The 4,835-nt window shown below is 61.8% G+C and carries 6 protein-coding genes; 5 read left to right on the top strand and 1 reads right to left on the bottom strand.

Translation table 11 applies throughout. From position 1 onward, the window contains the following. Together EPO09_RS08595 and EPO09_RS08590 are read left to right on the top strand one after the other, a co-directional pair. A partial coding sequence (locus EPO09_RS08595; protein WP_290642163.1) for a rhodanese-like domain-containing protein occupies positions 1–514 on the top strand: 514 nt, incomplete at its 5' end. Positions 515–526: 12 nt separating this feature from the next. Next, positions 527–1,474: a pseudouridine synthase gene (locus tag EPO09_RS08590; RefSeq protein WP_290642162.1), complete on the top strand. Its 948-nt coding sequence runs from the start codon at positions 527–529 to the stop codon at positions 1,472–1,474. Positions 1,475–1,479: 5 nt separating this feature from the next. On the opposite strand, the gene asd is transcribed toward EPO09_RS08590, so the two are convergent. Beyond that, positions 1,480–2,322 (bottom strand): archaetidylserine decarboxylase, encoded by an 843-nt coding sequence (gene asd / locus EPO09_RS08585; protein WP_290642160.1) that lies wholly within the window; start codon positions 2,320–2,322, stop codon positions 1,480–1,482. A 157-nt stretch (positions 2,323–2,479) separates the two neighbouring features. Between asd and EPO09_RS08580 the strand changes: the two genes are divergently transcribed. From EPO09_RS08580 to EPO09_RS08570, 3 genes are all read left to right on the top strand, one after another. Then, complete coding sequence (locus EPO09_RS08580) at positions 2,480–3,505, top strand: ABC transporter substrate-binding protein (protein ID WP_290642158.1); 1,026 nt, start codon at positions 2,480–2,482, stop codon at positions 3,503–3,505. After that, positions 3,505–4,281 carry an ABC transporter ATP-binding protein gene (locus EPO09_RS08575; protein ID WP_290642156.1) on the top strand — a complete coding sequence of 259 codons (777 nt, stop codon included), beginning with the start codon at positions 3,505–3,507 and terminating at the stop codon, positions 4,279–4,281. The genes EPO09_RS08580 and EPO09_RS08575 overlap by 1 nt, the downstream gene beginning before the upstream one ends. A gap of 44 nt (positions 4,282–4,325) precedes the next feature. Continuing rightward, on the top strand, positions 4,326–4,835 hold a 510-nt coding region (locus EPO09_RS08570), incomplete at its 3' end, for an ABC transporter permease (RefSeq protein ID WP_290642165.1).

The following is a 4,835-nucleotide window of genomic DNA, read 5'->3' as shown; positions in this document are numbered from 1 at the left end:
GGTCGTGATCGACAACCGCAACAGCTTCGAGTACCGACTGGGCCGCTTCAAGAACGCCATTGATCCGCATGTCGACAACTTCCGGGACTTCCCGGACTATGTGTCATCGCACGCCGAACAATGGAAGGAAGAAGGCAAGAAGGTCGCCATGTACTGCACAGGCGGCATACGCTGCGAAAAGACCAGTGCCTGGATGCAGCAGTTCGGACTGGACATCTATCAGCTCGATGGCGGCATCCTCAACTTCTTTCAGAGCCTGCCGGATGCGGACAAGGACTGGCAAGGCGAGTGCTTCGTGTTCGACAACCGCATCGCGATCGACACCCATCTGCAGGAAACCGCCACCACTGCAGACGATGTCTACGACAACAGCCCGGACGAGCTCTGGCGCAAGGAGCGTGCGCACCGACTGGACTCCGTCACGCCAAAGACCCAGCGCATCAAGGCCGCTCAAGCCGCAGGTGAAGGCACTGTGGACGACTCGCCTGCAGCGGCTCAGAACAAGCCCCTCTGAGCAGCGGCGGCAATGAGCAAGCCCGAGTTACCTACCATCAACGGCGTGAGTGCCAGTTGTGTGGCCCTGCCGCACGGCGATTGGCCGACGATGCTGGACTACCTGGCCCACCGCATCCCTGCCGTATCGCGTGGAGACTGGGCCTCACGCATGGGCAAGGGCGAAGTGGTGGATGCCGATGGGCGCTCGGTGCCGGCGGACTCGCCCTATCGTGCGCACACGAAGCTGTACTACTGGCGATCGCTCCCCTTCGAGCACAAGGTGCCTTTTGATGAAGAGGTGGTGTTCCAGGATGACTACCTCGTGGTGGCCTACAAGCCGCACTTCTTGCCGGTGACACCCAAAGGACGCTATCTGCAGGAAACGCTGCTGGTAAGGCTCAAGCGCAAGTTGGGCATCGACACCTTGGTGCCCATGCACCGAATCGATCGCGAAACAGCGGGACTCGTGGCCTTCACGATCCAGCCCCACACGCGCGATGCCTACCAGGGCCTGTTCAGAGACAAGCTCGTCAACAAGACGTATGAAGCGATTGCGCCCGTGAACACCGCCCTGGCCTTGCCCGTGGTGCACCGCTCCCGCCTGGAGGAAAGCGAACGCTTCATGGCCATGCACGAGGTAGATGGCCCCCTCAACGCCGAAACACACGTCGACCTGATTGAGACCGCCGGCTCGTGGGGCAAGTTCAGGCTGAGCCCCGTCACGGGCCAGAAGCATCAACTGCGTGCCCACATGGCAGCGTTGGGCATGCCCTTGCTCCATGACCAGATCTACCCGGAACTGCTGCCCGCTCTGCCGCCGGAGGTGGCGCCGGACTTTTCCAGACCACTGCAGTTGCTGGCCCAGTCGCTGTCTTTCCTGGATCCCGTCACAGGCGAGCAGCGCCACTTTCATTGCGGCAGAAGCCTGGACCTGCAAGCCGCACTGGCGCAGGCCGGCGCCTTGGCATCACCGGCCTGATCAGATCACAGCTGCGCCATCGCCTCGCCCATGCGAATGGCACGAGCAGGCTCCCAGGCTTTGTTGAACTGCAGCGGCCCTTTGGGGAATAGCATGACCACGGTCGAGCCCAGCAGGAAGCGCCCCATTTCATCGCCTTGCTTGAAGACGATGTTCTGGTCGTCATAACGCCATTCACGCACATTGGCGCTGCGTGGCGGGTTGATCACGCCATGCCACACGGTGGCCATGCTGCCGACGATGGTTGCGCCAACCAGCGTCAGCACGAAGGGCCCGTTGGCCGTCTCGAACACGCACACCACACGCTCGTTGCGCGCAAACAGGCCAGGCACGCCGCGCGCTGTGGCCGGGTTCACCGAGAACAGGTCGCCCGGCACATAGATCATGCGCTTGAGCTTGCCGTCACAAGGCATGTGGATGCGGTGGTAGTCCTTGGGGCTCAGGTACAAGGTCGCAAAGTGGCCGTCCTCGAAACAGGCTGCGAGCTGGGCATCACCGCCCACCAGCGTCGTCGTCGAGTAGGCATGGCCCTTGGCCTGGAAGACCTGATCCTTCTTGATCGGGCCGATCTGGCTGATGGCGCCATCCACCGGGCTGATCAGGTCTGCCTTGGCCAGCGGGCGGGCACCGGGCTTCAGGGGACGAGAGAAGAACTCGTTGAACGTGGGGTAGCTGGCAATGTCAGGATTCGCTGCCTCGCTCATGTTCACGCCATAGCGCTTGACGAACCAGGCAATGAAGCGCGTGGTCGCACCACCGCCGCGCAGCGAAGCCAATGCGCCGGCCGCCTGGGTCAATGCCTTCTTGGGCAAGACATACTGCATGGCAACGAATAGACGATCGGACACAGGCGCCCCTAAGTAGTGTGTGGTGGGTGGAACGAAGCCGCGCATTCTAACTTTGTCGTCTGGCAACCTCACAAACCAGGCCATGGCCATGCAAGGGCGGGCGGCCTCGGGTACAACTCAGGTAAAACGTAGCCTGTTTCCGAATGGAGTCGCCAGCATGACGCGCATCCCTGCCTTCTTGAGCCGCCACTTTGGCGCCGCCGCACGCGGCACAGCCCTGTTGCTGACCGCATCCGCTGCACTGCAAGCGCCACAACTGGCACACGCTGGCGAGAAGTTCACCTACATCACCAACTGGTATGCCGAAGCCGAGCATGGCGGCTTCTATCAGGCTCAGGCAACCGGCCTTTATGCCAAGGCCGGGCTGGATGTCACGCTCAAGATGGGCGGCCCGCAGGTCAACATGATGCAGTTGATGATGGCCGGTCAGGCCGATTGCATCATGGGCTTTGACGTGCAGACCATTCAGGCCTGGGAGAAAGGCATCCAGGCTGTGACGGTGGCCGCCGCCTTCCAGAAAGACCCGGTGGTCATGATCGCCCACCCGGATGTCAAACAGTTCGCCCAACTCAAGAACAAGACCTTGCTGGTGGGCAGCGCCGGTCAGGTCACCTACTGGCCCTGGCTCAAGACGAAATTCGGCTTCACTGATGCGCAGATGAAGCCCTACAACTTCAGCATCCAGCCCTTCCTGGCCGACCAGAACATCGCGCAGCAAGGCTACCTGGCGTCCGAGCCCTTCTCCATCGAGCACGAAAGCAAGATCAAGCCAAGCGTGTTCATGCTGTCTGACCAGGGCTGGCCTCCGTACGCCATGACCGTGGTCTGCTCGGTGCCCACGCTTCAGAAGCGCCCCAAGCAGGTCGCCGCTTTCATCAAGGCCTCCATGGAAGGCTGGAAGAGCTACCTGACGGGGGACCCCACGCCTGGCAACACGCTGATCAAGAAAGACAACCCCAATATGACGGATGACCTGCTGGCCTATGGCATCAGCAGCATCAAGCAGCAAGGCGCCGTGCTGGGGGGTGACGCGGCCAAGTACGGCATTGGCATCATCACAGATGAACGCATGAAGCAGACCTACGATCTGCTGGTGCAGCACAAGCTGCTGGATGCCACCAAAGTGGACGTCAAGAAGACCTACACCACACAGTTCGTCAAGGACCTGAAGGTCATGCCTTGATGGTGTCAACACCCTCCGAGGCACGCCCCGTGATCGACATCCAGAACGTCGAGCAAATCTACCCAAATGGCACGCGGGCGCTGGCCCCCGTCACGCTGAGCGTGGCACCGGGCGAATTCGTCACGCTGCTGGGCCCGTCCGGATGCGGCAAGAGCACGCTGCTCAAGATGATCGCAGGGTTGTTGCAGCCGACCAGCGGGCGGATCCAACTGGCCGGGCCATCGCTGTCCTTCGTGTTCCAGGAAGCCACGCTGATGCCGTGGGCTGACGTGCGCCGCAATGTGCGCCTGCCGCTGGATCTGGCTGGCGTTGCACGCAGCGAGGCCGATGCACGTGTGGATGAGGCACTGACACAAGTGGGCCTGAGCACCTGCGCTGCGCAACGCCCTCGGGAACTGTCCGGCGGCATGCAGATGCGCGTGTCGATTGCAAGAGGGCTGGTCACACAGCCCAGCCTGCTGCTGATGGACGAGCCTTTCGGCGCACTGGACGAAATCACGCGCAACAAGCTGGACGATGAACTCTTGCAACTGTGGCGCCAACGCGGCCTGACGGTCGTGTTCGTCACGCACAGCATCACAGAAGCGGTGTTCCTGTCATCGCGCGTGATCGTGATGGGCGCCCGCCCGGGCCGCATTGTTGAGGATCTGCGCATTGAACAGCCCTGGCCGCGTGATGACGACTACCGCACGAGCGCGGTTTTCAATGAGCAGGTCAGGCATCTGCAGCACAGCTTGAGCCTGGCGTCGAACAACGCTGTGGAGCAGGCATCTTGAGCGCCGTCTTCAGGCAACTGAAGCGGGCCGCGCTCCCGTTATTGATGACCGGTATCTTGCTGGGCATCTGGCAGGCCTGGGTCGTCATCGAGGATGTCCCTGCCTACCTGGTGCCGTCGCCCTGGCTGATCGCCCAGACGCTTGTGAAGGACTGGGCCTTGCTGAGTGGCGCCTTGCTCGTCACCATCAAGATCACGGTTCTGGCCTTTGTGTCCGCCACCATGTTGGGTGTGCTGGTCGCTTTTGCCATGGTGCAAAGCCGATGGATCGAAGCCACGCTGTTGCCCTATGCGGTGCTGCTGCAGGTCACGCCGATTGTGGCCATCGCACCGCTGATCATCATCTGGGTGAAAGATCCAACAGCATCGCTCGTGGTTTGCGCCACGCTGGTTGCGCTGTTTCCCATCATCTCCAATACCACCACCGGGCTGCGCAGCGTCAACCCGGGGCTGGCGGCCTACTTCAAGCTCAACCGCGCCACGAGGCTGCAGACCTTGCTGCGCTTGCAGATCCCGTCCGCCCTGCCCTACTTCTTCGCGGGCTTGCGCATCTCG

Source organism: Aquabacterium sp., from assembly GCF_004297345.1.
Taxonomy (GTDB): domain Bacteria; phylum Pseudomonadota; class Gammaproteobacteria; order Burkholderiales; family Burkholderiaceae_C; genus Aquabacterium.
The sequence above is the reverse complement of the archived record's forward strand: the minus strand, read 5'-3'. Positions and strand labels throughout refer to the sequence as shown.